At 72.9% G+C, this 26,160-nt stretch carries 19 protein-coding genes; 12 read left to right on the plus strand and 7 right to left on the minus strand.

Translation table 11 applies throughout. The features are described 5' to 3' along the window. The first annotated feature begins 15 nt into the window (after positions 1 to 15). The 6 genes from ACIQAC_RS19570 to ACIQAC_RS19595 all read left to right on the plus strand — a co-directional run bounded on the left by ACIQAC_RS19570 (position 16) and on the right by ACIQAC_RS19595 (position 9,496). The gene (locus ACIQAC_RS19570; protein ID WP_402192752.1) at positions 16 to 2,487 is read left to right on the plus strand and encodes an FAD-dependent oxidoreductase; all 2,472 of its coding nucleotides are present in this window, start codon (positions 16 to 18) and stop codon (positions 2,485 to 2,487) included. Positions 2,488 to 2,513: 26 nt separating this feature from the next. Then, a complete protein-coding gene (solA, locus tag ACIQAC_RS19575; protein ID WP_402192754.1) occupies positions 2,514 to 3,668 on the plus strand; it encodes an N-methyl-L-tryptophan oxidase in 1,155 nt (384 codons plus the stop codon). A 12-nt stretch (positions 3,669 to 3,680) separates the two neighbouring features. Then, positions 3,681 to 4,841, plus strand: a complete 1,161-nt coding sequence (locus tag ACIQAC_RS19580) for an aromatic ring-hydroxylating dioxygenase subunit alpha (protein WP_402192757.1) — start codon at positions 3,681 to 3,683, stop codon at positions 4,839 to 4,841. Further along, complete coding sequence (locus ACIQAC_RS19585; RefSeq protein WP_402192759.1) at positions 4,822 to 6,288, plus strand: aldehyde dehydrogenase family protein; 1,467 nt, start codon at positions 4,822 to 4,824, stop codon at positions 6,286 to 6,288. The genes ACIQAC_RS19580 and ACIQAC_RS19585 overlap by 20 nt, the downstream gene beginning before the upstream one ends. 87 nt (positions 6,289 to 6,375) lie before the next feature. After that, positions 6,376 to 7,935, plus strand: coding sequence for an APC family permease (locus tag ACIQAC_RS19590; RefSeq protein ID WP_402192762.1), 1,560 nt, complete (start codon positions 6,376 to 6,378; stop codon positions 7,933 to 7,935). A gap of 16 nt (positions 7,936 to 7,951) precedes the next feature. Then, positions 7,952 to 9,496 carry a GMC family oxidoreductase gene (locus ACIQAC_RS19595; RefSeq protein ID WP_402192764.1) on the plus strand — a complete coding sequence of 515 codons (1,545 nt, stop codon included), beginning with the start codon at positions 7,952 to 7,954 and terminating at the stop codon, positions 9,494 to 9,496. Between the two features lie 63 nt (positions 9,497 to 9,559). On the opposite strand, the gene ACIQAC_RS19600 is transcribed toward ACIQAC_RS19595, so the two are convergent. From ACIQAC_RS19600 to ACIQAC_RS19615, 4 genes are all read right to left on the minus strand, one after another. Continuing rightward, the gene (locus ACIQAC_RS19600) at positions 9,560 to 14,275 is read right to left on the minus strand and encodes a hypothetical protein (protein ID WP_402192766.1); all 4,716 of its coding nucleotides are present in this window, start codon (positions 14,273 to 14,275) and stop codon (positions 9,560 to 9,562) included. Positions 14,276 to 14,336: 61 nt separating this feature from the next. Continuing rightward, complete coding sequence (locus ACIQAC_RS19605; RefSeq protein ID WP_402192768.1) at positions 14,337 to 15,215, minus strand: hypothetical protein; 879 nt, start codon at positions 15,213 to 15,215, stop codon at positions 14,337 to 14,339. A 151-nt stretch (positions 15,216 to 15,366) separates the two neighbouring features. Beyond that, positions 15,367 to 16,893, minus strand: a complete 1,527-nt coding sequence (locus tag ACIQAC_RS19610; RefSeq protein WP_402192770.1) for a hypothetical protein — start codon at positions 16,891 to 16,893, stop codon at positions 15,367 to 15,369. A 164-nt stretch (positions 16,894 to 17,057) separates the two neighbouring features. Next, a complete protein-coding gene (locus ACIQAC_RS19615; protein WP_402192772.1) occupies positions 17,058 to 17,753 on the minus strand; it encodes a GntR family transcriptional regulator in 696 nt (231 codons plus the stop codon). 173 nt (positions 17,754 to 17,926) lie between these two features. Between ACIQAC_RS19615 and ACIQAC_RS19620 the strand changes: the two genes are divergently transcribed. The 5 genes from ACIQAC_RS19620 to ACIQAC_RS19640 are packed head-to-tail and all read left to right on the plus strand — an operon-like array spanning position 17,927 to position 22,323. Continuing rightward, positions 17,927 to 19,228 carry an MFS transporter gene (locus ACIQAC_RS19620; protein WP_402192775.1) on the plus strand — a complete coding sequence of 434 codons (1,302 nt, stop codon included), beginning with the start codon at positions 17,927 to 17,929 and terminating at the stop codon, positions 19,226 to 19,228. Then, positions 19,225 to 20,046, plus strand: coding sequence for a putative hydro-lyase (locus ACIQAC_RS19625; protein ID WP_402192777.1), 822 nt, complete (start codon positions 19,225 to 19,227; stop codon positions 20,044 to 20,046). Before ACIQAC_RS19620 ends, ACIQAC_RS19625 begins: the two co-directional genes overlap by 4 nt. Positions 20,047 to 20,078: 32 nt before the next feature. Further along, entirely contained in the window at positions 20,079 to 20,837 is a 759-nt protein-coding gene (locus ACIQAC_RS19630; RefSeq protein WP_402192779.1) for a LamB/YcsF family protein, read from the plus strand. Continuing rightward, positions 20,834 to 21,451: an allophanate hydrolase subunit 1 gene (locus tag ACIQAC_RS19635; RefSeq protein WP_402192781.1), complete on the plus strand. Its 618-nt coding sequence runs from the start codon at positions 20,834 to 20,836 to the stop codon at positions 21,449 to 21,451. The genes ACIQAC_RS19630 and ACIQAC_RS19635 overlap by 4 nt, the downstream gene beginning before the upstream one ends. Next, positions 21,448 to 22,323, plus strand: a complete 876-nt coding sequence (locus ACIQAC_RS19640; RefSeq protein ID WP_402192783.1) for a biotin-dependent carboxyltransferase family protein — start codon at positions 21,448 to 21,450, stop codon at positions 22,321 to 22,323. The genes ACIQAC_RS19635 and ACIQAC_RS19640 overlap by 4 nt, the downstream gene beginning before the upstream one ends. 502 nt (positions 22,324 to 22,825) lie before the next feature. Here the strand turns inward: ACIQAC_RS19640 and ACIQAC_RS19645 are convergent. Genes ACIQAC_RS19645 through ACIQAC_RS19655 form a run of 3 tightly spaced genes read right to left on the minus strand, consistent with a single transcriptional unit; the run spans position 22,826 to position 25,985 of the window. After that, positions 22,826 to 23,695, minus strand: coding sequence for an SGNH/GDSL hydrolase family protein (locus tag ACIQAC_RS19645; protein WP_402192784.1), 870 nt, complete (start codon positions 23,693 to 23,695; stop codon positions 22,826 to 22,828). Beyond that, positions 23,692 to 24,861, minus strand: a complete 1,170-nt coding sequence (locus ACIQAC_RS19650; protein WP_402192786.1) for a glycosyltransferase — start codon at positions 24,859 to 24,861, stop codon at positions 23,692 to 23,694. Before ACIQAC_RS19650 ends, ACIQAC_RS19645 begins: the two co-directional genes overlap by 4 nt. Next, the gene (locus ACIQAC_RS19655) at positions 24,858 to 25,985 is read right to left on the minus strand and encodes a glycosyltransferase family 4 protein (protein WP_402192788.1); all 1,128 of its coding nucleotides are present in this window, start codon (positions 25,983 to 25,985) and stop codon (positions 24,858 to 24,860) included. Before ACIQAC_RS19655 ends, ACIQAC_RS19650 begins: the two co-directional genes overlap by 4 nt. Here ACIQAC_RS19655 and ACIQAC_RS19660 point away from each other — a divergent pair. After that, positions 25,887 to 26,105 carry a hypothetical protein gene (locus tag ACIQAC_RS19660; RefSeq protein WP_402193426.1) on the plus strand — a complete coding sequence of 73 codons (219 nt, stop codon included), beginning with the start codon at positions 25,887 to 25,889 and terminating at the stop codon, positions 26,103 to 26,105. The two genes, ACIQAC_RS19655 and ACIQAC_RS19660, sit on opposite strands and share 99 nt — an antisense overlap. Positions 26,106 to 26,160 lie beyond the last annotated feature (55 nt).

The following is a 26,160-nucleotide window of genomic DNA, read 5'->3' on the forward strand; positions in this document are numbered from 1 at the left end:
ACTCCAGGGAGGGACATGCCCACCACCCCCGACCACCGCTCCCCCCGCGTCGTCGTCATCGGCGCCGGCATCGTCGGCGCCTCCCTCGCCGACGAGCTCACCGCCCGCGGTTGGACCGACGTCACCGTCCTCGAACAGGGCCCGCTGCCCGCCCCCGGCGGCTCCACCTCCCACGCCCCCGGCCTCGTCTTCCAGACCAACCCCTCCAAGACGCTCACCGAGTTCGCGGCGTATACGGTCCAGAAGTTCCTCGCGCTCGACGTCGACGGCGTCCCCTGTTTCGACCAGGTCGGCGGCCTGGAGCTGGCCACCACCCCGGAGCGCCTCGCCGATCTGCACCGCAGGGCCGGTTACGCCGCCGCCTGGGGCGTCCGCGGCGAGGTCGTCGGCCCGGCCCGCTGCAAGGAACTGTGGCCACTCATCGATGAATCGACAGTTCTCGGCGGCTTCCACACCCCCGACGACGGCCTGGCCCGCGCCCGCCTCGCGGTCCGCGCCCAGATGGCCCGCGCCGAGCGCAACGGCGCCCGCTTCCTGGACCGCCACACCGTCACCGGCATCGAGCGGGAGGACGGACGCGTCACCGGCGTGGTCACCGACCGGGGCACGTTCCCCGCGGACCACGTGGTCTCCGCCGCCGGATTCTGGGGGCCCGTCGTCGGACGGATGGCGGGAGTGGACGTACCGCTGCAACCGCTCGCACACCAGTACGCCAGGACGCGTCCGCTGCCCGAGCTGAGTGCCGCCACGGCGGAGGCAACGCGCCCCATCCTCCGGTTCCAGGACCGTGACCTGTACTTCCGTGAGCACACCGACCGCATCGGTATCGGTTCCTACGCCCACCGCCCGCTGCCCGTCGACCCGTTCGCGGTGCCGCCGTACGACGAGGCGCGGGCACGGGACATGGAGATGCCGTCGTCGTATCCGTTCACGGTGGAGGACTGGGCGCCGAGCTGGGAGGACTGCCGCGGGCTGATCCCGGCGTTGCGGGAGACGGAGATCGAGGAGGGCTTCAACGGCGTCTTCTCCTTCACCCCGGACGGTATGCCGGTGCTCGGCGAGTCCCGGACCCTGCGTGGTTTCTGGCTGGCCGAGGCCGTCTGGGTCACACACTCCGCGGGTGTCGCCAGGGCGGTCGCCGAGTGGATGGTGGACGGACGCCCCTCGACCGACGTACACGAGTGCGATCTCACCCGGTTCGAGGAGGCTCAGCGCTCACCCGCGTACATCCGGGAACGCGGCTCGCAGCAGTTCGTCGAGGTGTACGACGTCCTCCACCCCCTCCAGCCGATGGAGCGGCCACGCCCGCTGCGCGTCAGCCCCTTCTACGCACGCCAGCAGCAGCTCGGCGCCCACTTCCTGGAGGGCGGCGGCTGGGAGCGCCCGCACTGGTACGAGGCCAACGCCCGCCCGGCCGAAGCAGCTGACGCGCCGGACCTCCCCGCACGTGACGACTGGTCGGCCCGCTTCTGGTCCCCCGTCGCCGCCGCCGAGGCCAGGGCGACCCGCGAGAAGGTCGCCCTCTACGACATGACCCCCCTGCGCCGCCTGGAGGTCACCGGCCCCGGCGCCCTCGACTTCCTCGACCGCATGACCACCAACAACCTCCGCAAGAAGCCCGGCGCGGTCACCTACACCTTGCTCCTGGACCCCACCGGCGGCATCCGCTCCGACCTCACCGTCGCCCGTCTCGCCCCCGACCGCTTCCAGGTCGGCGCCAACTCCCCCGCCGACCTCGACTGGCTGCTGCGCCACGCGCCGCAGGGCGTCCACATCAGCGACATCACCTCCGGCACCTGCTGCGTCGGCGTCTGGGGGCCCCTCGCCCGCGACCTCGTCCAGCCGCTCACCGCCGACGACTTCTCGCACGAGGCGTTCGGCTACTTCCGCGCGAAGCAGACGTACATCGGGCACGTGCCCGTGACCGCGATGCGGCTGTCGTACGTCGGTGAGCTGGGCTGGGAGCTGTACACCACCGCCGATCTGGGCCTGCGGCTGTGGGACACGCTCTGGGAGGCGGGACAGGAGCACGGCGTCGTCGCGGCCGGCCGCTCCGCGTTCAACTCGCTGCGCCTGGAGAAGGGTTACCGGGCCTGGGGCACCGACATGACCGACGAGCACAACCCGTTCGAGGCGGGCGTCGGCTTCGCGGTCCGGATGGACAAGCCGGACTTCGTCGGCAGGCCGGCGCTGGAGAACGCCGGCAACACCGGCACTCCGACCCGCCGTCTCACCCCGCTCCTCCTCGACGACCCCGCCGCCGTGGTCCTCGGCAAGGAGCCCGTGTACGTCGACGGCGCACCGGCCGGATACGTGACCAGCGCCTCGTACGGCTACACGCTGGGCCGGTGTGTCGCGTACGCCTGGCTGCCGGCACCGCTCGCCGCCGGCACGGGTGTGCATGTCGAGTACTTCGGCGAGAAGGTCCCCGCGACCGTCGCCGAGGAACCCCTGTTCGACCCGAAGATGACCCGCATCCGCCGCTAGGCGAGCGAGACCCCCAGGAGACAGCCATGTCCCCCACCTACGACGTCGTCGTCATCGGTCTCGGCGGTATGGGCAGTGCCGCCGCCCACCACCTGTCCGCGCGCGGCGCCCGTGTCCTCGGCCTGGAGAAGTTCGGCCCGGTGCACAACCGCGGCTCCAGCCACGGCGGTTCACGGATCACCCGCCAGTCGTACTTCGAGGACCCGGCCTATGTGCCACTGCTGCTGCGCGCCTACGAGCTGTACGAGGACCTGGCGCGGGCCACCGGCCGGGAGATCGCGATCCTGGGCGGCGGGGTGATGATCGGGCACCCCGACTCCCGTACCGTCGCCGGGTCGCTGCGGTCCGCGCAGGAGTGGGACCTGCCCCACGAGATGCTGGACGCGAAGGAGATCCGACGCCGCTTCCCGACGCTCACCCCGCGGGACGACGAGGTGGCGCTGTACGAACGCAAGGCGGGGCTGCTCCGGCCCGAGAACACCGTCGCCGCGCACCTCCAGCTCGCCACCCGGCAGGGCGCCGACCTGCACTTCGAGGAACCCATGACGCGCTGGGAGCCGTACCGCGACGGCGTGCGTGTGCACACCCACGAGAACACCTACACGGCACGCAGACTGGTGATCTGCCCCGGCGCCTGGGCGCCCCGGCTGCTCGCCGAACTCGGGGTGCCGATCACGATCGAGCGGCAGGTCATGTACTGGTTCCAGCCGCGGCACGGCGTGGAGCCGTTCCTCCCCGCGAACCACCCGATCTACATCTGGGAGGACACGGCCGGCGTGCAGGTCTACGGCTTCCCGGCGATCGACGGCCCCGACCGTGGCGCCAAGGTCGCCTTCTTCCGCAAGGGCGACGTCACCACACCGGAGACCATCGACCGCACGGTCCACGACGACGAGGTACAGGCCATGGCCGACCACATGGCGGGCTGCATCCCCGATCTGCCCGGCACCTTCCTCAAGGCCGCGACCTGCATGTACTCCACGACCCCCGACGAGCACTTCGTGATCGCCCGGCATCCCGCGCACCCGGACTCCGTGACGGTGGCCTGCGGTTTCTCCGGACACGGCTTCAAGTTCGTGCCCGTGGTCGGCGAGATCCTCGCCGACCTCGCGCTGAACGGCACCACCGAGCACCCCATCGGCCTGTTCGACCCCTCCCGTCTCGCCGCCGCGCCCGCCTGAGGAGCCTCCCCCGTGACGACGACCCCGGTCTCCCCCAGCCTCATCACGACCCTGCCGGGCCTCTACTACACCGACCCGGAGATCTTCCGGCAGGAGCAGGAACACCTCTTCGAGTCCATGTGGTTCTGTGCCGTGCGCAGCGCCGACCTGGCCACACCGGGCGCGTTCCGCACCGTCCAGGTGGGCCGCGAGAACGTCCTGATCACCCGTACCCGCAAGGGTGTGCTCCGCGCCCACCTGAACATCTGCCGGCACCGCGGGGCCCGGCTCTGCACGGAGGAGTCCGGCGAGGTCCGCCGCAACATCCAGTGCCCCTACCACGCCTGGACCTACGACCTGGACGGCCGGCTGATCGCCGCGCCCAACCTCGTCAAGATGCCCGACGTCGACCGGGACGCCCACGGCCTGCACAAGGTCGCCCTGCGCGAGTGGCTCGGGTACGCCTGGGTCTGCCTGGCCGACGAGCCGCCCTCCTTCGAGGAGACCGTGATGGGCGCCGCCGTCGAGCGGCTCGGCGATCCCGCGGCGATCGAGCAGTACGGCACACAGGACCTGGCGCTCGGAAAGCGCATCACCTACGACGTGAAGGCCAACTGGAAGCTGATCGTCGAGAACTTCATGGAGTGCTACCACTGCGCGACGATCCACCCCGAACTCACCGAGGTGCTCCCCGAGTTCGCGGACGGCTACGCGGCCCAGTACTACGTGGGCCACGGCGCCGAGTTCGGCGAGGGCGTCAAGGGCTTCACGGTCGACGGCAGCGCCGGGTTCGCGAAGCTGCCGCGGGTCACGGAGGACCAGGACCGCCGCTACTACGCGATCACCGTCAAGCCGACGGTGTTCGTGAACCTCGTACCGGACCACGTGATCCTGCACCGGATGTTCCCGCTCGCCGCGGACCGCACGGTCGTCGAGTGCGACTGGCTGTACGCGCCCGAGGTCGTCGAGTCGGGGGCGGACGTGTCGCGGTCGGTGGAGCTGTTCCACCGGGTGAACGCGCAGGATTTTGAAGCCTGTGAGCGGACACAGCCTGCCATGGCGTCGCGGGCGTACCGGGATGGTGGTGTGCTGGTCCCCAACGAACACCACATCGGGATGTTTCACGAGTGGCTTCTGGGGAAGCTGCGGCACACGAACGACCTGGGAGACGATCATGCCGGACCTGTTCATTGACGGCGAGTGGCGAAGCGCCGCGGCCGGCAGCACGCGGGAGATCCGCTGCCCGGCCGACGGCTCACTCGTCGCCGTGGTCGACGAGGCGGACGGCACGGACACCGTGGACGCGATCACCGCCGCCCGCCGCGCCTTCGACGACGGCCCCTGGCCCCGTACGACCGCCCAGGACCGCGGTGACCTGCTGCTGCGCGTCGCCGGTCTGCTGCTGCGGGACAAGGCGGCGATGGCCCGCGCCGAGTCGCTGGACACCGGCAAACGGCTGGTCGAGAGCGAGTACGACATCGACGACGTGGCGAACTGCTTCCGCTACTTCGGCCGGCTGGCCGCCGCGGAGGACGGGCGGGTCGTCGACACCGGCCGCCCCGAGGTGGACAGCCGGGTCGTGTACGAGCCGGTCGGGGTCTGCGCACTGATCACACCCTGGAACTATCCGCTGCTCCAGACCGCGTGGAAGGTCGCCCCGGCGCTCGCGGCAGGCAACACGTTCGTGCTGAAGCCGAGCGAGCTGACCCCGCACACCGCGATCCACCTGATGCGGCTACTCACGGAGGCCGGGCTGCCGGCCGGGGCCGGGAACCTGGTGCTCGGCGCGGGTCCGCAGGCGGGCGCCCCGCTCGGCGACCACCCGGACGTCGATCTGGTCTCCTTCACCGGCGGCCTCCAGACCGGCCGGCACCTGATGGCGGTCGCGGCCCCCACGGTCAAGAAGGTCGCGCTGGAGCTCGGCGGCAAGAACCCCAACATCGTCTTCGCCGACGCCGACTTCGAGACGGCCGTCGACATGGCGCTCACCGCGGTGTTCCTGCACTCCGGGCAGGTCTGCTCGGCGGGCGCGCGGCTGCTGGTGGAGGACTCGCTGCACGACCGGTTCGTGGACGAGGTGGTGCGCCGGGCGCGGGAGATCCGGATGGGCGGGCCGTTCGACGAGCGGGCCCAGACCGGACCGCTGATCTCCGCCGCCCACCGCGCGAAGGTCGAGGCCTGTGTGGAGCAGGGCGTCAAGGAGGGCGCCATACTGCGCTGCGGTGGCGAGCGCCCCTCCGACCCCGCCCTCGACCAGGGCTTCTACTATCCGCCGACCGTCCTCGACGAGTGCTCGGCCGGGATGTCGGTGGTGCAGGAGGAGTCGTTCGGACCGGTGCTGACCGTGGAACGCTTCACGGACGAGGCCGAGGCCGTACGGCTCGCCAACGGCACGATCTACGGCCTGGCCGGCGCCGTCTGGACCCGCGACGAGGGCCGCGCGGCACGGGTCGCGGCGGCGCTGCGGCTGGGCACGGTGTGGATCAACGACTACCACCCGTACGTCCCGCAGGCGGAGTGGGGCGGCTTCAAGCAGTCCGGCTTCGGCCGTGAACTCGGCCCCGCCGGACTCGCCGAGTACCGGGAACCGAAGCACATCTGGCGCAATACCGCTCCCGCCCCCCAGGGTTGGTTCTCCTGATCGCCGTGCCGGCCGGCTGACCGCCGTGCCACCCGGCCGCACGAGCCGCTCCCCCAGTCCCCGTCCGCCCACAAGGAGAGTCCGCTCTTGACCAAGACCGCAAGACCATCGGACACCCAGCAGAACGACGATTCCGAACTCGCCGAGTTCGGATACAAACCCGAGCTCAAACGCAGCCTGGGCAACTTCCACACCTTCGCCGCCGGTATCAGCTACATCTCCATCCTCACCGGCACCTTCCAGCTCTTCTACTTCGGCTACGCGAGCGGCGGCCCCGCCTACTGGTGGTCATGGCCGATGGTCTTCGTCGGCCAGTTCATGGTCGCCCTGTGCTTCGCCGAACTGGCGGCCAAGTACCCCATCGCGGGCTCGGTCTACAACTGGTCGAAGCGGGTGGGCAACCAGCATCTGGGCTGGCTGGCCGGCTGGATGATGCTGACGGCCTCCATCGTCTCCATCGCGGCCGTGGCGCTGGCCTACCAGCTGACGCTGCCGCAGATCTCCGCCGTGTTCCAGTTCGTCGGCGACGGCACCGGCAAGTACGACGTGGCGACCAACGCGGTCATCCTGGCCGCGGTGCTGATCCTGTTCACCACGCTGGTGAACGCCTTCGGTGTGAAGCTGATGGCACGGATCAACACGGCGGGCGTGTTCATCGAGTTGATCGCCACCGTTGTGCTCATCGTGCTGCTCGCCGCGCACTTCACCCGCGGTCCCGGTGTCGTGATGGACACGCAGGGCACGGGCGACGGCCAGCCGGCCGGCTATCTCAGCGCGTTCCTCGTGGCGTCACTGGCGTCGGCGTACGTCATGTACGGCTTCGACACCGCGTCCTCGCTCGGCGAGGAGTGCCTCGACCCGTCGCGCAACGCGCCGCGTGCCATCCTGCGCGCGATCATCGCGTCGTTCGTCCTCGGCGGTCTGATCCTGCTGTTCGCGCTGATGAGCGTGTCCTCGCTGAACGGCGGCAAGCTGTCCACGGACGGTCTTCAGTTCGTCGTCCTCGACGTGCTCGGCTCGACGGCCGGCAAGGCGATGCTGTGGTGTGTGCTGATCGCGGTCACGGTCTGCGCGCTGGCCGTGCACACGGCGGCGATCCGGCTGGCGTTCGCGATGGCCCGTGACAACAACCTGCCCGCGTCGAGCCTGCTGGCCAAGGTCAGCCCCCGCTTCCACACGCCGGTCCTGCCGGCCGTGATCATCGGCATACTGGCGCTGGCGATCCTGGTGGTCAACATCCGCCAGCCGCAGATCTTCACCGTGGTCACCAGCATCGGCATCATCATGATCTACCTCGCCTACCTCGGTGTCACCGCGCCGATGCTGGTCGCCCGGCTGCGCGGCCGGTGGCAGCCGGCCGAGGGCCGTTTCTCGCTGGGCCGCTGGGGTCTGCCGGTCAACATCCTCGCCGTGCTGTGGGGCCTCGGCATGACGACCAACCTGATCTGGCCCCGGTCCGCGGTCTACAACGCCGCCCCGCCGTACCACTGGTACCTCCAGTGGGGCGCGGTGCTGTTCGTCGGGGTCATCGCGGGTGGTGGCTTCGCCTACTACTGGTTCGTGCAGCGGCACCGCACGGGTGTGCTCGCCGAACACCGCCTGGAGGCCCCCGCGCAGGCGGCCGGTGCCGCCCCGGCGACCGACTGAAGGAGGTCAACCGCGCATGAACGGCGATGAGTTCGACTATGTCGTGGTCGGCGGCGGCACCGCGGGCAACGTGGTCGCCGCCCGGCTCTCCGAGGACCCGTCGGTCACCGTCTGTGTGCTGGAGGCGGGCCCGAGCGACGTCGGCGACGACGACGTCCTGCGACTGGACCGCTGGATGGGCCTGCTGGAGTCCGGCTACGACTGGGACTACCCGGTCGAGCCGCAGTCCGACGGCAACAGCTTTCTGCGGCACGCGCGTGCCAGGGTGCTCGGCGGCTGCTCCTCGCACAACTCCTGCATCGCCTTCTGGGCACCGGCCGAGGACCTCGACGCCTGGGCCGCGGGCGGCTGTACGGGGTGGAGCGCGGCCGACGTCTTCCCGCTCTACCGGCGGCTGGAGTCCAACGACGCGCCGGGCGACCACCACGGCCGCACCGGCCCGGTGAAACTGCGCACCGTCAAGAGCGAGGACCCCTGCGGCGCGGCCCTGCTCCGGGCGTGTGCGGAGGAGGGCATCCCGACGGTCGGCTTCAACACCGGCACGACCGTGGTGCGGGGCGCCAACTGGTTCCAGATCAACTCCGACGAGAACAACATCCGGCAGTCGTCGTCGGTGGCGTATCTGCATCCTGTGCTGGGCAGGCGGCCCAACCTGGAGGTGCGGACGGGCGTCCGCGCCAAGCGGCTGGTGCTGGAGGGGCGGCGGTGCACCGGCGCCGAGTACCTCGACCCGGACCTGATCCACACCCGGACGGTACGGGCCCGGCGCGAGGTGATCGTCTCGTGCGGGGCGATCGACTCGCCGAAGCTGCTCATGCTGTCCGGCATCGGACCCGCCTCGCACCTCCGGGAGGTGGGTGTGGAGGTCGTCGTGGACGCCCCGGGCGTCGGCGAGAACCTCCAGGACCACCCCGAGGGCGTCATCATGTGGGACGCGAAACAGCCGATGACCACCACGTCCAGCCAGTGGTGGGAGGCGGGCGTCTTCTACGACACCGAGCCGGGCCTGGACCGGCCGGACCTGATGTTCCACTACGGCAGCGTGCCGTTCGACATGAACACCGCGCGCTGGGGCTATCCGACCTCGGAGAACGCGTTCTGCCTCACGCCGAACGTCACGCGGTCCAGGTCGCGGGGCACGGTACGGCTGCGCACCCGGGACTACCGGGACAAGCCGAAGGTGGACCCGCGGTACTTCACGCACGAGCACGACGTGCGTGTGATGACGTACGGTCTGCGGCTCGCCCGGAGGATCGCGGCGCAGCCGGCGCTGAGCGGCTGGGCGGGCGCGGAGCTGGCCCCGGGCCCGGACGTCCGGACGGACGCCGAGCTCCTGGACTACATCCGCAAGACCCACAACACGGTCTACCACCCGTCCTGCACGGTCAAGATGGGCCCCGGCGACGACGCTCCTCTCGACCCCCGCCTGCGGGTCAAGGGTGTCGAGGGCCTGCGGGTGGCGGACGGCTCGGTGATGCCGGACCTGGTGACGGTCAACCCGTGCATCACGACGATGGCGATCGGCGAGAAATGCGCGGACCTCTTGAAAGAGGACGCCTAGTTGTCTTAGGGGCGCGGGGAACTGCGCGACCAGCCACAACGGCCCCGCAGTCCCCCACGCCCCTCAAGAGGCGGACGCAGCCGGGCGCTTGAACATCCGCGTAGCCGTGATCTCACTGTGCCCCTCGCCGTCGGGCGCCTGCTGCGGCAGCCCGGGACGCAGATGCTCCTCCACACTGATGTACTTGAGCCCCGCTCTGAGATCCGCGTCATTGCGGAGCCGAATGACCAGCGGAAACTCCGCGAGCGCGGTCGTGTCGAACAGCCCGGTGGTGTAGAGCAGCTGGACACCCAGCGCGTCCGACACGGCCCGCTGGAGCTCCAGCAGGTACGTGGCGTTGGCCCGCCCGATCGGATTGTCGAGGAACAGCGTGCCGGCGTGCCGGTGCTTGTCCCGCCCCCGGTCGTTGCTGCGCAGCGCGGCCATCGTGCAGTAGAGCGCGATCGCCGCCGTGAGCAGCTGGCCGCCGGAGAAGACGTCGCCCATCTGCCCGACGGGCACCCGCTCGGCGCGCAGTACGGCGTCCGGCTTGAGGATCTCCACGGCGACGCCCTTGGGCTGGAGTGCGGCGGCGACCCCGCGCAGCAGCAGGGACAGGCCGTCGCGGCGCATGTCGGAGTTCTTCTTGACGGCCGCGCGGGTGGCCTCGTCGACGACCTCGCCGAGCCGCTCGGTGAGGCTGGCCTGGTCGGGCTCCTCGAAGCGGATCCGCAGGAACTCCTGACCCGACCACTCGCCCAGCCCCTCCGGCAGCCGGGACAGGCGCTGCGCCGAGCGCAGGGTGGCCAGCGCCGACTCGACGAGCCCGCGCAGCCGGTCCACGATCGAGTCGCGGTTGCGCTCCAGCTGCTCCAGCTCGTCGGTGAGCACCCGCAGCCGGGGCGCGAACGCGTCCGCCCACTTCTGCGCGTGCTCGGGCAGCGCGGCGGCGGGCAGTTCGCGGATCTGCTGACGCGCGGGAGTGCGCACCTGCTCGTAGCGGGTGGAGTTGGCGTGCCGGACGAGTACGTCGCTCGCCTCGCGTACGGCGGTCTCGGCGGCCGAGAGGTCGGCGGCGCAGCCGCGCAGGGAGCGGCGGGCCTCGGCGGCGGAGTGCCGTGCCTCCTCCAGGCTGCCGGGGTAGGGCTCGGGCTCCTCCCGCTCCTCGTCCGCCAGGTGTTCACGGAGCAGGTCGCGGAGCATCGCGGCGGTCTCGTCGAAGCCGCCCGCGCCGTCCTCGGCGGCCCGGTGCTCGGCGAGCAGTATGGCGTGCGCCTCGCGGGACTCGGCCAACGCCTCGGCGCGCGTGGCGAGTTCGGTGGTCGCGGTACGCAGCAGCGCCTGGGCGTGTTCGGCGTCGCGCGGGACCAGCTCCTCGGGCAGCTCGGTGTGGGCCTCGCCGTCCCCGGGCGCGTGCCGTTCGGTCTCGCCGCGCAGCCGGCCCAACTGCTCGCTGGCGCTGGACATCCGCGTCTCCAGGAGCTGGACCAGCTCCTCGGCCCGCGCGGCGGCGGCCTGCCGGGACGGTCCGTCGGAGCCGTCGGGCGACTGGAGCAGCTGTCCCGCACGGGTGCGCACCTTGTTGCTCAGCCGGTCGAGTTCCGTCCGCGCGCCGCTCTCGTCGCTCTCCGCGCGCGCCTGTTCGGCCCGCAGATCGGCGCCGACGCCGACCTTCTCGTACACCTGCGACGCGGCCCGGTACGCCTCCCGCAGGGCGGGCAGGGCCGCCTTCGGCGCGCCCGTCTCCTCCTCGGGTACGTCGTCGGGGGCGCCCGCGATCTCGGCGCGCTCGGCACGCAGGGCCCGCGCGGTGCGGCGGGCGTCGTCGGCGGCGCGCTGGGCGGCGCGGCGGTCCTCGTCGGCGGCCCGCGCGCGCTCCAGGCAGCTCTGGGCGCGGGCCTCGGACTCGGCGCCCTCGTCGGCGAGTTCACGCACCTTGACCTGCCAGCCCGCGCGTTCACGCAGCCGGAAGGCGAGTCCGGCGAGGGCGTCGGCGGCGCGGCGCGCCTTCTGGGCGGCCTCCTGCCGCTCGTCGCGGACCTGGTGGGCTTCGGCGGCGGCCTCGTCGGCCTCGGTGCGCGCGGTCCTGGCCTCGGCCAGCTCGGCCTCGGCCTCCTCGGCGAACGCACGGGCCTCCACGGCCGTCTGCGCCAGTTCCACAAGGCGTCCGGCCGGGCAGCCGGTGCGCCAGGACGCCAGCCGCGCGGCCAGCTCACGGTCCTTGCCGAGCCGGGCGGCGAGCGCCCTGATCTCCTCGTCCCGCTCGGTGGCCCGTGCGCGCAGGGTCTGCCGCTCCTCGTCGGCGGCGTGCTCGTCGTGCATGGCGGGGTTCGGCGGCACGAGGAAGACGGCGCTGTCGTCGTCGGCGTCGGGTGCGGGGGTCGGGGCGAGCAGCGCGGCAGCGGTGCCGACGGCGACGGCGGAGCGTGGCAGCAGCGCGGCCTCGGAGAGCGCCTCGCGGGCGCGGGCGTAGGACGCGGGGTCGGTGATGATGACGCCGTCGACCAGCTCGGGGCGGGCGGCCAGCACGCGCGCGTGGTCGACGGGGTCGACGGCCTGGGCGAGATAGCGCCAGCCGGGCAGCGCGGGGATGCCGTGCTCGCCCAGATACTCGACGGTGGCCAGCACGTCGGGGCCCGGGGGAAGCAGGCCGCCGTCGCCGAGCGCGCCGAGGATCCGCGCGTCGTCGGCCGCGGCGGTCCGCAGTTCGAAGAGCTGGCGCTCGGCGGACGACACGCCGTCGTCGAGCAGCTCGCGCAACTCGTCGGCGAAGCGGTCGAGTTCCTCGGGGGCGAGGGTGCCTTCGGAGAGGGGGCGGGGGGTGGCGGGTGTGGTGTCGTTGGCACGGGGTCCGGGCACACCGCCTGTGCCTGTGCCGATGCCGGTGCGCGTGCCTGCGCCCGTTGCTGTACCTGTGCCTGCGCCGGTGCGTTCGCCGGTGCGCGTGCCGCCGGCACCGGGCAGGCTGAGCAGTTCGGCCAGTCGCTCCTCGGCCGCGAGCCCCTCGGCGAGGCGGCGCTCGGCCTCGTAGGACCGCTCCGCCGCGCTCGCCGCGTCCGCCGCGCGGGCGGCCGTCAGTTCGGCACGGGACTCGACGGACGCCGTCTCGCGCGCGTGCTCGCCCGCTCGGCGGGACGCCTCGCGCGCGGTGTCCCAGGCGGCCACGGCCGACTTCTCCGCGTCGCTGGCGGCGAGGGCCGCGCGGGCCGGGTCGGCGTCGGGCGCGCTGTCGTCGAGCCACCCCGCGCGGACGGCCTCGGCGGTCTCCTGCTCGACCTCGGCGAGGCGCTGCCGCAGGTGCCCCACCTCGCTGCGGGCGCGCTGTGCGTCCGTCGCGGCGGCGGTGGCGTCCCGGTGCGCCGACTCGCCGATCTCCTGGAGTGCGGCGGAGCGCTCCTCCTCCTCGTTGGCGAGGGTCTCGCCGCTCTCGGCGGCCGTGTGCAGGGCCCGTACGAGGTCGACGGCGGCCTTGGTGCGGGCGGCGAGGGCGGGGGCCGCGTCGCGTTCGGCCTCCTGGATGGCGGCGGCGACCCGCGCGACACGGTCGGCGGCGGCGCGGTGCCGGAGCACGGCCTCGGCGGCCTGCCAGGCGGCGTGCAGGGTGCGGGCGTCGGCGAGTTCGCGCTTCAGTCCCGCGGCGGACTTCTCGGCGCCGGCGAGGGCCAGGGAGGCGTGCCGGTAGGCGAGTTCGGCGGTGATCAGCGCGCTGCGCTCGCGTGTGCTCTCGGCGTGGGTGACGGAGTAGGCGGCGGCCGTGACGCGCTGGGCGAGGTCGGCGGCCCGTGCGCGCTCCTGCCCGCCGCGCGCCGACAGACGCCGGGCCAGCGTGCGGGTGCGCCGCTCGGCCGAGGCGTGGATGTCCCGGGCGCGTGCGCGCCCCTGGGCCGCCTCGACGATCCGGCCCAGCAGATCCACGGATCCGGCGGTGAAGTCCCGCTCGGCGATCAGTTCGGCGCGTCGGCCCAGCTTGTTGCCGAAGCCGCCGACGAGGTCGGCGAGCCCGTCGGTGTCGCGGGTGTCGGTGACGGCGCGCAGCAGCAGGTCGGTGAAGTCGGAGTCCTTCTTGACCGCGAAGAGGCCGGCCGCCTCGCCCTCGTCGGCGTTCATCTCCCGCTGGTAGCGGAAGAGTTCGGGGTCGAGGCCCAGGTCACCGAGGTGCTCGATCCAGCGGTCGTGGATCTCCTCCCAGTGCACCTCCAGGTGCGGGTAGGCCTTTCCGGCCTCGGTGAGCGCGTCGCGGAACCCCTTCATGGTGCGGCGCCGGCCCTGGGCGCCGGAGGCGCCCTCGACGGGCGGGCGCACGGTGGTGGCCTCGGCGACGGGCAGGTTGTCCAGCGACAGTCCGGGGCCGGGCCGGAACGAGTACCAGGCCTCGGCGAACTTCCGCGGGTCGTTGGACACCTGCCGCCCGCGCCACTCGCTGACCTTGCCGACGACGACACACTCGCCGGTCAGCACGTGCTGCCACTCCAGCGCCACGTGTCCGCAGTCGTCGGCCAGCAGGAACTTGCGCAGCACACCGGAGCTGGCGCCGCCGAGGGTGTTGCGGTGGCCCGGCAGCATCACCGAGAAGATCAGCTTGAGCAGGACGGACTTGCCGCCGCCGTTCTCCAGGAAGAGCACCCCGGCGGGTGCGGGCCGGCGCGGCGGGCCGACGGGCTCCTCCTCGAAGAACTCCGCCTGTGTGGGCGCGGGGTCGGGCACTTCGGCGCCGACGCCGCGCAGGTCCAGCACGGTGTCGGCGTAGCGCGCACCGGCCGGCCCGATGGAGTAGAGGCGGACCCTGGACAGCTCGTACATGGCGGACTCTCGTAAGTCTTCGTCAGATCGGGGTGGGGGACGTCGGCACGGGGCCGGCGGGTCAGGAGTGGAACGGCAGGCCGGCGTCGGGCACCAGCTCCCGCTCCTCACCGTCCTCGGCGGGCAGCAGGGTCGGTGTGCCGTCGCTCACCGGGACGACCCCGAGGTCGAGCAGCTCCGCCATCGCGGCGCTGCCCGCGAGGTCGCGGACCTGCAACTGGTAGCGGGCCGTGGTGCGGTAGGTGCCGCCGTGGTCGTCGCCGGTGCGCTGGAGGAAGCCCGAGTCGGTGAGGAACGCGGCGGCCTTGCCGACGATGCCGGTGGTCGATCCCGCGAGCCGGCGGGCGTCCTTGGTGGCGCCGGTCGCGCTGCGTCTGGCCCAGATCCGCCAGGCGGCCTCCAGGCCGGGTGCGTCGGTCGCCGGGTCGGTGTTCTCGCCCTGCGCGTCGGCCCGTTCCTCCAGGCGGCGGCAGGCCTGGCGGACGAAGGCGTCGACGCCGTTGACGGAGACGCGCCCGATGTACCCGTCGTCGGCGAGGTCCTCGGGGCGCGGGAACGCCATGGCGGCGACGGCGAGATGGGCGAGTCCGTGCAGGAAGCGGTCGCCCGAGTCGGCGGAGGTGCGACGCGCGTAGTCCCCCATGCGCACCGCGAACACCGAGTCCTCGGCGGCCGTCACCGCCATTCCCGCGCGCGGCGACACCTCCAGGACGACCAGACCGAGCCCGGCCGCGACAGCGTCCGCGAGACGCGCGAACGGCGGATCCTCCCGGTACCGCCGCAACAGCTCCGCGTACTCCTGGTCGCGAGCGGGCTGCAACTTCGGCTGAAGCCCGAACGCAACGAGCCGCGCCGCGTCAGCGGCATCACCGGGAGTAACGGGAGCGGGCGCCGCCGCGCCGCCGACCTCCGCCTCACTCCGTTCGACGAACTCGTTCACGGTCAGGACTCCTTGGGCTGTCGGTCGACGACGGTGGGGGTCAGGAACGGCTCTGACGAACGCGGGCAGGGCAGCTCCCTCAGGGGCGCGGGGAACTGCGCGACCGGCCACAACGAACCCGCATCCGACCACACACCCATCGGCACAGAACTCACGCGGCCTCCGTCCGATCCGCCGCCATCCCCACCGCATCCAGCAACGCGGTCCCCACAATGAGATCCGCACCCCCGAACTCGGGATCGTCCAGCTCGGTCCCGTCGTCCACGGCGAACAGCAGCTTCTCCTCACCCTGCCGATAGGCCGTCCCGACGGGCGGACTGGCGGCGTGAACCGCCATCAAAGCCACCAAGTACGGCAACTCCGGGTCGACGCGCCGTGCTTCCGCCAGCAACCCGGACAATCTGCGCGGCGCGTCGGCCGGCAGATCGAGCAGCTCCGTGGCCGCGGCCAGCTGCTCCTCGCTGAACCGGCTGTCGTCCGGCGTGGCGATGAGATCGGGCTCCGGCATCTCCGCACCGAGGTGCTCCCGCTCCACCGGAGGCGTGAGCAGCAGCTCGACGAGATCGGACACCCGTACGGACACGGGCGTACGCAGCCCGGTCCCGCGGCCGAAGAACGCGTCCGTGACCCGCACCGCGCTCTCCACCGGCAACGGCAGCAGCGGCGTGACCAGCTGGCCGTAGAGGTCTATCCCCGCAGCCGACACCGGTGTGGCGAAGGCCTGCCGGTCCTGCTCCGCGCGGAACAGCGGCCCGGCTTCCAGCAGCCGGGACTGCAACTGGGTGTGGCGGCGGATGCAGTCCTTGACGATGTCGACCAGCTCGGCCGCGCGGCGCTTCTGCTCGGGGTCCTCGGACTCGTCGCGCGCGCGGCGGATGTTGGTGAGGATCGCGTTCTCGTGGCGGTAGCGGTCGGCGACGTGGTCGAGGGCCTCGGCGATCATGTCGGGCACGGTGCTGAGCCAGTCCACCGCGCGGACGTTGCGCCGGGTCGCCTCCAGGGCGCGGCGCAGCGACTCGGAGTACTGCACGGTCCGGTACCGGGCCTGTTCGGCGGCGAGTTGGGCGTCCGCGAGCCGGCCGCGGTTGATCAGCACCTCCAGCTTGACCTCGGCGGCGATCTGGGCGCTGGTGACGTCGGTGTCGAGGGCGCCGACCAGGACGTTGACCGCCTCGTCCGTCGTACGGAGGTAGACGCTGCCGCCGGGGCCGGGGACCTCCTCGATCAGCTTGAAGTCGTAGTCCCGTCGGACATATGTGCCGTCCGGGGCGAAGGTGCCGTACACCGCGCGGAATCCGCGGTCGACACTGCCGACGTTGATCAGGTTCTCCAGGACCCAGCGGGCGACGCGCTCGTGCTCGGAGACCGGCCGGCGCGGGGCCTGGGCGGCGATGCGGGGGATCAGGCGGGCGACCACCTGTTCGTGGTCGGCGCCGGTGTCGAAGTCCATGTTGAGTGTGACGAGGTCGATGCCCGCGAGGGCGACCTCCGCCATGCCGTACACCGTGTACTCACCCGCGAGGTTGGCCTTGCGGGCGTCGAGGTCGTGCAGCGGCGCCGTGCAGGCGAGCGCGCGCAGCCGCCGGGCCAGGCCCTCGTCGGCCGCGGGGCCGACCGCGGGCCTCGGCCCGGGGCTGAGCTGGGGCGGAGCACTGTCCGTCGATGCGGGTGAAGTCACGATGCACAGACTAGGTCCTGGGTCTGACAACGACCCAAACGCACGCGGGGGCCCTCCGGGCGTGGCGAGGGTGTCCGTCGGGGGCGGCGCCGGTCGCGCGTCGGGTGCGGGTACATCGCTCCCCGCGTCCCCGGAACGGTTGGTCCGGCTTCTCGGTGTGGGGGCTACGGGGTGTCCGTGACTCGGCGTCCGTAGACCTCGACCACTCGTTTCAGGGAGTCGTCCAGGTAGACCTCCAGGAGGTGTTCCGCGCCGGACCGGTCGCCGGCCTCCAGTGCCTGGAGAATCTGCTGGTTCCGGGCCAGGTACGGCTCGTGCAGGGCGTGCGGGTCGTCGACGACGTGGAAGGCGAGGCGCAGTTCGGCGAAGACGCTGCGCATCAGCTCGTCGGTGCGCTCGCTCGCGGCCAGTGCGACCAGTTCGCGGTGGAAGTGGATGTTGGCCGTGCCGAGCCCTTTCCAGTCGCCCTCACGCGCCGCCCGCTGACCCTCGGCGACCGCATCGGCGAGGCCCGCCACGCCGTACGGCGGCTCGCCCAGGCCGCGTACGACGGCGCACTCGACGAGCCGGCGGGTGCGGTAGATGTCCTCTACGTCCTCGACGCTCAGGACCCGGACGAAGACACCCCGGTTCAGCTCGTGGACCAGCAGGCGTTCATGGGTGAGCAGGCGGAACGCCTCGCGCAGGGTGTTCCGGGAGACGCCGAGCGCGCCGCCGATGCCGTCCTCGGAGAGCCGCGTTCCGGGCGGGAAGAAGCCCTCGGCGATACGGCTCCTGAGGATGTCCGAGACCCGCTCGGCGGTGCTGGTGCGCCCGAGGAGCGCCCGGTCGTCGGCCAGTCCCGTCAGCTGCTCTGCCATGCCCGGAATTCAAGCGCAGATACCAGAACGAAACAACACGGGTATTGAAGGATCGTTCAACGATCCTCTACCTTCCAAGGAACGGCACCGCCCCCCGTCCCTCAGGTGGCGCCCCCCCGCACAGCGCTGTCCGCTCCCGAAAGCACCCTCCGTCCTCCCTCTGCGAGGTGCCCATGAGCTCGACTCCCCCACCGCAGGCCCTGACCACCGACGCAACTCCCCGGGCGGGTGAACGGCCCGAAGACGACGGCGCGCTGGGCTGGCTGCGCGCCCTCGGCCCGCGGGGCCGCAAGGCCTTCGCCGGCGCGTTCGGCGGCTATGCGCTGGACTCCTACGACTACTTCACGCTGCCGCTGAGCATGGTCGCGCTGGCCGCCTACTTCGGTCTGGACAGCGGCCAGACGGGCCTGTTCACCACCGTCACGCTGGTGGTCTCCGCGATCGGCGGCGCGGCGGCCGGCGTACTCGCGGACCGCATCGGGCGGGTCAAGGCGCTGATGATCACGGTCATCACGTACGCCGTCTTCACGGTGGCCTGCGGTTTCGCGCCCAACTACGAGACGCTGCTGGTCTTCCGCGCGCTACAGGGCCTCGGCTTCGGCGGTGAGTGGGCGGTCGGCGCGATCCTGGTGGCGGAGTACGCGAGCGCCAAGCACCGCGGCCGTACCCTCGGCGCGATCCAGAGCTCCTGGGCCGTCGGCTGGGCGCTGGCCGTGATCGTGTACACGCTGGTCTTCTCGTTCCTCGGTGACGACCTGGCGTGGCGGGTGATGTTCTGGACCGGCGCACTGCCCGCGCTGCTCGTGGTCTGGTTGCGCCGCAGCGTCAAGGACGCGCCCGAGGCCGAGGCGGCACGCGAGCGGAGCACGGGGAAGGGCTCCTTCACGGCGATCTTCAAACCCGGCCTCGCGCGCACCACGTTCTTCGCGGTCCTGCTGTCGACCGGCGTCCAGGGCGGCTACTACACGCTGGCTACCTGGGTTCCGACGTATCTGAAGACCGAGCGCGACCTGTCCGTGGTCGGCACCGGCGGCTATCTCACGTTCCTGATCTCCGGTGCCTTCCTCGGCTATCTGACCGGCGGCTATCTCACCGACCGGCTCGGCCGGCGCCGGAACATCTGGCTGTTCGCACTGCTGTCGGCGGTGTGCATCCTGGCCTACGCGAACATCCCGAGCGGCGCGAACACCGTGATCCTCGTGCTCGGTTTCCCGCTCGGCTTCTGCATGTCGGCGATCTTCAGCGGCTTCGGCTCGTTCCTGAGTGAGCTCTACCCGACCGCCGTGCGCGGCACCGGACAGGGCTTCACGTACAACACGGGCCGCGCCGTGGGCGCCGTCTTCCCCACCACGGTCGGCTTCCTGGCAGACAGTTGGGGTGTGGGCGGCGCGCTGGTCTTCGGCGCGATCGGCTACGGTCTCGCGGCACTGGCGCTGCTGGGCCTGCCGGAGACGCGCGGAAAGGAGCTGGTGTGAACCGCACGGACGACCGCGCGCTGACCCTCGTCGACCCGCACGCGCACGCGTGGAGCCCACAGACCGCGCGGGAGCGGTTCCGCTCGGGCGTGTCGGGCCCCACGGCCGGGATCGCCGCCGGTCACACACAGGCCAATCTGATCTCGGTGCCCGCCGACTGGGCGTACGACATGCTGCTGTTCTGCCAGCGCAATCCCAAGCCCTGTCCGGTGCTCGACGTCACGGACGCCGGTTCGTACTCCACGGTGCTCGCGGCAGGGGCGGATCTGCGCACCGACCTGCCGCGCTACCGGGTGTGGCGGGACGGCGAGCTGGTGGACGAGCCGACGGACGTGGTGGCGCACTGGCGGAACGACCTGGTGTCGTTCCTGATCGGGTGCAGCTTCACCTTCGAGTGGGCGCTGGCCGGGGCGGGGGTGCCGATCCGCCACATCGAGCAGGGCCGCAACGTGCCGATGTACGTCACCGCGCGGGAGTGCCGTCCGGCGGGCCGGCTGCACGGTCCGATGGTGGTGTCCATGCGCCCGGTGCCGCCCGAGCATCTGGCGGCGGCGATCCGGGAGAGCAGTCTGCTGCCGGCGGTGCACGGCAGTCCGGTGCACTGCGGCGATCCGTCGGCGCTGGGCATCGCGGACCTCGACCGGCCCGACTTCGGCGATCCCGTGACCGCCGGGAAGGACGACATCCCGGTGTTCTGGGCGTGCGGAGTCACTCCGCAGGCGGCGGTGATGGCCTCGCGGCCGCCGTTCGCCATCACCCACGCGCCGGGCCAGATGTTCCTCACCGACGCCCGCGACGAGCAGTACCGCGTGACCTGAGAGACGGCACGAGAAGGAGATACGACACCAGCATGACCGCGATCGATCTGAACGCCGACCTCGGCGAGGGCTTCGGCCGCTGGCACCTGACGGACGACGAGCAACTCCTGTCCGTCGTCACGAGCGCCAACGTGGCCTGCGGTTTCCACGCCGGGGACCCGGCGACCATGCGCCGGGTCTGCGACCGGGCCGCCGAGCGCGGGGTGACGATCGGCGCCCAGGTCTCCTACCGGGACCTGGCCGGTTTCGGGCGGCGCGCGATGGACGTGCCGCCCGCCGAGCTGACGGCCGAAGTGGCCTACCAGATCGGCGCCCTTGAGGTGTTCGCACGGGCCGCGGGCGCCCGCGTGGCGTACGTCAAGCCGCACGGCGCGCTGTACAACCGCGCGGTGCACGACGAGGAGCAGGCCGCCGCGGTCGTCGAGGGCGTGCGTCTCGCCGGCGTCACGCTGCCGGTGCTCGGACTGCCCGGTTCACGGCTGCTGGAGCTGGCCGCGCGGGCCGGACTGCCCACCGTCACCGAGGCGTTCGCGGACCGCGCGTACACCGAGCAGGGCACGCTGGTGCCGCGCGGGCAGGAGGGCGCGGTCGTCACCGACCCGGACGCGGTGGTGGCCCGGTCCCTGGATCTGGCCCGCTCCGGCACGGTCGTCACGCGGTCCGGCGTGTCCATCGGGATGCGGGCGCGTTCCCTGTGCCTGCATGGCGACACGCCCGGGGCCGTGGAGCTGGCCCGCCGCGTGCGGCGGCAGTTGGAGGAGTCGGGTGTGCGGGTGGAGGCGTTCGTATGAGGGCCCTTCCCGTCGGTGCGGACGCGCTGCTCGTCGAGGTCGGCTCGGGCGAGGAGGCCGAGGCGCTCCACGCGGAGCTGCTGCGGCGCCGCGCGCAGGGCACGCTGGCGGTACGGGAGATCGTGCCGGCCGCCCGTACGGTCCTCCTGGACGGGCTGGCCGACCCCGCGCGCCTGGCCGACGAGCTGAGCGCCGCGGACGTGCCGCCCGCTCCCCCGCGCACGGGAGAGGCCGTTGAACTGCCTGTGCGCTACGACGGACCGGACCTGGCCGAGGTCGCCGCGCAGTGGGGTGTGTCCGCGCGGGAGGCCGCCCGCATCCACGCGGAGACCGAGTTCCACGTCGCCTTCTGCGGGTTCGCCCCCGGCTTCGGCTATCTGACGGGCCTGCCGGACCGTCTGCACGTCCCGCGCCGGGACACTCCGCGTACGTCCGTCCCGGCGGGCTCGGTCGCCCTGGCGGGGCCGTACACCGGCGTCTACCCGCGCTCCTCGCCGGGCGGCTGGCAGCTGATCGGTACGACCGACGCGGTGCTGTGGGACCACACGCGCGTGCCCGCCGCACTGCTGTCGCCCGGCACGCGCGTGCGCTTCGTCCCGGTGGGCGCCGTATGACGGACCGTGCGCTCGCCGTCGTCCGGGCCGGTGCGCTGACCACCGTCCAGGACCGGGGCCGGCCCGGCCACGCGCACCTCGGCGTGCCGCACTCGGGCGCGCTCGACGCGCCGGCCGCGGCCCTGGTCAACCGGCTGGTCGGCAACCGGGCCGGCGCGGCGGTCCTGGAGACCACCCTCAACGGCTGTGCCCTGCGCCCGCGTTGCGGACTCACCGTGGCGGTCGGCGGCGCCCCCTGTGCCGTGACCGTCGACGGACGCCCGGCGCCCTGGGGCGCACCCGTCCGGGTTCCCGCCGGCGCCCTCCTGGAGGTGGGTCCGGCCGTCGCGGGTGTACGCAGTTACGTGGGCGTCGCCGGGGGCATCGCCGTCGAGCCGGTCCTCGGCAGCCGTTCGACGGACCTGCTCTCGGGGCTCGGCCCGCCGCCGCTCACGGACGGCGCGGTGCTGCCGCTGGGCCCGGTCGTCGGCCCGCACGCGCGTGTGGACGTGATTCCGCAGCCACGCCCGCCGGCCGAACTGGTGCTGCGTGTGACCCCCGGCCCGCGCGACGACTGGTTCACCCCACAGGCGCTGCGGATCCTCACCTCGCGCGCGTACCGGGTGTCGGCCGCGAGCAACCGCATCGGGCTCCGCACGGAGGGGCCCGCCCTGGAGCGGGCCGTCCCCGGTGAACTGCCCAGCGAGGGCATGGTCCTGGGCGCGGTCCAGGTCCCGCCGGACGGCAGGCCGGTGGTGTTCCTCGCCGACCATCCGACGACCGGCGGCTACCCGGTGATCGCGGTGGTCACCCCGACCGACCTCCCGGCAGCGGCCCAGGCGGTCCCGGGAACGCCCCTGCGCTTCGTCCGCACGGCACGCGGAAGGCGCTGAGCGGAGGCCGCGCGGACGCCATCCCGATGCGACGCGCGGCCGTAGGGACCCGGGGGCCGGTCCAGGAGGACGCCTCCTGGACGCCTCGGCCATGCGCCCAGGGGCCGCCAGGGGCAGGCCGAGTCGCACGCCCCCAGCCACACACCGCGTCAGCCCTCGGCGGTCCGACCGGAACTGGCCCGTGGCGGACGTGGGGACCTCGGTGCAGCGCACCCCTTGAGCCGCCCGCGCAGTTCCCAGGAGCCGGCCAACCCACACGCCCCCAGCCACACGACTACAGCCGTGGCCGGTCCAGCAACGCCCCCCTTGAGCCGCCCGGCGGCACCCCTCGACCGGCCAAGCCGCAAGCCCCTGGGCAGCCTGCCTGCGGTGCAGCCCGCCTGCCGGGATGTCCAGCCGCCCGCCCCCATGGATCGCCGCAGACATGCCCCGGCACGCGTTCCCGCGGCTACGCACCCGCGGGCGGGCGGCCCACACCACCGGCGTGGGTCCGCCCACGCCCTCAGGCCGCCTCCGCCTCCGCGGGAGCACCCGGCATCGCGGACAACGGCGGCAGCGACGCCAGCGCCGCCGCGCACGCCTGGGACGCGCTCAGGTCCAGCCGCTTGCTGGTCCCCCGCGCCCGGTGCCGCAGCTCGTCCGTGGCGAGCCGAAGCAACTGCGGCAGCAGATCGCCGCAGCGCCGGACCACCCAGGCCGTGCCCGCGGTGGCCAGCCACCACACGCTCGCCCGCCGCGTCGGCACCGCGAACTCCGGCTCAGCGGAGGGCGCGTGCCCCATCCGGACCCCGACCTTGGTCAGCAGCGCGTGCGAGCGCAGCGCCAGCTGCCGGTGACCGCGCTCGCTGGGGTGCAGCCGGTCCGCACTCCACATCGCGCGGTCCATGGTCCAGGCACCGTCGCACGCGTGCAGGTGCACCGCCCCGTACCGCTCCGACAGCGCGTGGACCACCGTGTTGACCGCGCGCTGCCGCCGCGCGAGCGGGTTCGCCAGCGCGGCCGGCAGTCCGAGCATGGTGCCCGGGTCGGGCAGGCACACGGTCAGCAGCAGCGTGCCCTGCTCGGCGAAGGCGGAGTACACCCGGTCGAGCCGGGCCGCGACGGCGTGTATGTCGAACGTGGCGCGCAGGGTGTCGTTGACCCCCACGACGACGGACGCCACGTCCGGCCGGAGGTCCAGGGCGGCGGGCAGCTGCCGCTCCAGGACGTCACGGGTCTGCGCCCCGCTGAACGCGAGGTTGGTGAAGTCGCCGCGATGGTCGGCGAGTCCGCCGGCGAGCAGCGCGGCCCAGCCGCGCCACCCATTCCCGGTGGGGTCTCCCACCCCCTCGGTCAGTGAGTCCCCGAGTGCCACGAAGCGTGCGGGTCTCATGCCACGCCTCCCGGCAGGTAGGACCCGCGCGGAGAGCGAACGGTCGTGTCGTGGGCGGCGAGAAAGGCCTCCACCGCGGTGCCCCAGCCGAAGCACTCGGCACGCGCGCGTGCGGCCTCCCGGCGTTCGGACTCGGGGCGCTCCAGGAGCGTCGTGACGGCGTCGGCGAACGCCTCGCCGGTGTCCGCCGCGACCGCGCCGGCCGAGCCGACCACCTCCGGCAGCGCGGAGGAGGCGCTCACCGCGACGGGCGTCGCGCACGCCATGGCCTCCAGCGCGGCGAGCCCGAAGGTCTCCGCGGGCCCCGGCGCCAGCACCACGTCGGCGGTCGCCTGGAGCGCGCCGAGCAGTCCGCGGTCGGAGAGGTGCCCGAGGAAGGTGACCGGCAGGTTGCGTTCGACGGCCCGCTGCTCCAGGCGACCGCGCAGCGGCCCGTCACCGGCCACCACGAGCACGGCCCGCACTCCGCGGCGCCGGAGCGCCTCAACGGCGTCCAGGGCCGTCCCGGGCCGCTTCTCGACCGACAGCCGGGAGCACATCACGAGCAGCGTCTCGTCCGCGCGGGCGTACCGCGTGCGCAGCGCGGGCGCCCGGAGGGCCGGGTGCCGCTCCATGAGGTCGACGCCCAGGGGCGCCCGTACGACGTTGCGGGCGCCGATCCGGACGAACTCCCGCTCCGCGAACTCCGTGGTGCACACGACCCGTGAGTAGGTGTGCGCGGTGCGGACGTTGAGCGCGTCGGCGGTGCGCCGGGACATGTTCTCCGGCATGCCCCATGTGCGCAGCACACCGTCGGCGGTCTCGTGGGAGACCATCACGGCGGGCACGCGCGCGCGGCGGGCCCACTTGCCGGTCCACCGCAGTGTCGTACGGTCCGACACCTCCAGGCGGTCCGGGCCGAGTTCCTCCAGCAGGCGGGCGACGCGCCGCCTGTCGGCGAGGACGCGGTAGCCGCCGGTGCCCGGCAGCACCGGGCCCGGCAGGGTGATCACCCGGCCCTGTTCGGTCTCCCGGTCGGAGAACCGGTCGCCGGGCACGATGAGCACGGGCTCGTGGCCGGCGGCCTTGAACCCCCGGCCGAGCTCGCGCAGTGCGGTGCGCAGCCCGCCGGAGGAGGGGGCGACGAAGTTCGCCAGCCGCACGATCCTGAGGGACTCGCCGGTCATGCCGCCAGCACCGCCTTCCGCGCGGCGAGGACGTCCTCGTAGTGGTGGATGAGCTGGTCTCCGACGGCGGCCCAGGTGCGGCCCTCGACGGTGGCCCGCGCGGTGGCACCGAAGGCGGTGCGCATCGCGGGGTCGACGGCGAGCGCCCGGACGGCGTCGCGCATGGCGTCCGCGTCGCGCGGCGGCACCAGGAAGCCGGTGCGGCCGTGGTCGACGAGGTCGAGCGGTCCGCCCGCCGCGGGGGCGACCACGGGGACGCCGCTCGCCATGGCCTCCTGCACGGTCTGGCAGAAGGTCTCGAACGGGCCGGTGTGCGCGAAGACGTCCAGCGAGGCGAAGATCCGCGCGAGGTCGTCGCCGGTGCGCCGGCCCAGGAAGACCGCGCCCGGCAGGGTCTCGGCAAGGCTCGGCTCACTGGGCCCGTCGCCGACGATCACGACACGCACACCGGGCAGTCCGCACACGCCGGACAGCAGCTCGATCTGCTTCTCCGGGGCGAGGCGTCCGACGTAGCCGACGATCAGCTCGCCGTTGGGGGCGATTTCACGCCGCAGGTCCTCGTCCCGCAGGTCGGGGCGGAAGCGTTCGGTGTCGACTCCGCGGGGCCACAGCCGGACACGGGGCACACCGTGGGTTTCCAGGTCGTTCTGGGCGGCGCTGGAGGGCGCCAGGGTGAGATCGGCGGCGGCGTGCACGGAGCGGATCCGACGCCAGGCGGCCGCCTCGCCCGCGTGGACGTAGGTACGGGCGTAGCCGGCGAGGTCGGTCTGGTAGACGGCGATGGCGGGGAGGCCGAGCCGGGCGGCGGCGGACATGCCGCGCACCCCGAGGACGAAGGGACTTGCCAGGTGAACGATGTCCGCGCGGTGTGCGGTGAACGCCGCGGCGACGCGTCGGCTGGGGAGAGCGACGCGGACCTGGGGGTAGCCCGGGAGCGGAAGGGACGGGATGCGGACGACGGGGCACGGCGCGCCCGCGTCGGGCTCCGCCCCGGCGGCGGTGGCCGGGGCGACGACGAGGGGAGCGTGACCGCGATCGACGAGGTGCCGGGCGGTCTGGAGCGCGCAGTGGGCCACGCCGTTCACATCGGGGGGAAAGGATTCGGTCACGATGACGACACGCATACGGGTGTTGTCGCCGTACTGGACGTGGCCGCGTCAACGTGGATCTTTCCGGACGAGGAACGTCCCATGAGCATCGCGCTGCGCACCCGAGCAGGCCAGGCCGCGTCCATGCGCGCCTGACCTGCGGGTCACTCCTCGTTCACTCAACGGGCGCGAGTCCGCGCGGAATCGTACG

Origin of the sequence: Streptomyces sp. NPDC088387, from assembly GCF_044753385.1 — a bacterium.
GTDB lineage: Bacteria > Actinomycetota > Actinomycetes > Streptomycetales > Streptomycetaceae > Streptomyces.